At 39.7% G+C, this 998-nt stretch carries 1 protein-coding gene; it reads left to right on the top strand.

The window, feature by feature from the left end; all coding sequences use genetic code 11:
- Nucleotides 1-998 (top strand): IS4 family transposase (locus ADIARSV_RS16730; RefSeq protein ID WP_040300461.1); only part of this gene is annotated, 998 nt, incomplete at both ends.

The raw sequence follows: 998 nt of genomic DNA, 5'->3' as shown, positions 1-998 counted from the left end.
ATGTATTTAGACAAGGGGCAAATCAGAAAAATAAGCAAATCACACGGAGGAGAACGCTATGTAAAAAGATTCTGCAGCTACAATCATGTTGTAGTGATGTTGTTTGTTGCCCTTGAAGGCTATCAGTCTATCCGTGAGGTTATTGTAGGCTTACTTTCTAATGCGCATAAGTTGGGTCATCTTGGTTTGGGTTATATAGTCAGACGCAGTACGTTATCAGAAGCAAATAGTCGCCGTAGCAGCAAGATCTTTGGAGAAATTTACATGGAGGTTTATCTCCGCAATCGCGGAACTTTAACGGACAGCCGGTTGAGTGATTTGGATATGAAACGTCTTTATATTATGGATTCCACTACTATAACTCTATTTAAGGATATTTTAAAGGGGGTTGGACGTAATCCATTACAGGGGAAGAAAAAGGGAGGCATTAAAGCGCATACCATCATTAAAGCGAGCGAAAATGTTCCTTGTTTGATCCGATATAGTGCAGCAGTACGTCATGACCATACTTTTTTAAGCGAGATCCATACCTTGCCCAAGGGTTCGATCATCACTTTTGACAAGGGGTATGTAGATTATGCCCAATACCAGGCTTTTACTCAAGGTAGTATTTGGTATGTTACCCGTTTGAAGGACAATGCGGTATATGAAGCCCGTAAAGAATATGATCTGCCAGAAGAGGCGCCTTCGGCAGTACTTAAAGATGAACAAGTTGTTCTTTATTATGGAGAGAAAAAAAAGGAAGAGCACCACGCCAGACGTATCGCTTATTGGGACAATGAAAACCAGCGATTATTTGAGTTTATTTCCAATAATTTCGAGCTCACAGCCGAAAAAATAGCCTTAATCTATAAACAGAGATGGCAGATAGAGCTACTTTTTAAACAGCTTAAGCAGAATTTTCCACTCAAATACTTCTTAGGAGATAATGAGAATGCTATTGAAATACAAATATGGGCAGCCATGCTGGCTAATCTGTTGATCACATTGGTTAAAAG

The sequence above is a fragment of the Arcticibacter svalbardensis MN12-7 genome, assembly GCF_000403135.1.
In the GTDB taxonomy this organism is placed as follows: Bacteria; Bacteroidota; Bacteroidia; order Sphingobacteriales; family Sphingobacteriaceae; genus Arcticibacter; species Arcticibacter svalbardensis.
The sequence above is the reverse complement of the archived record's forward strand: the minus strand, read 5'-3'. Positions and strand labels throughout refer to the sequence as shown.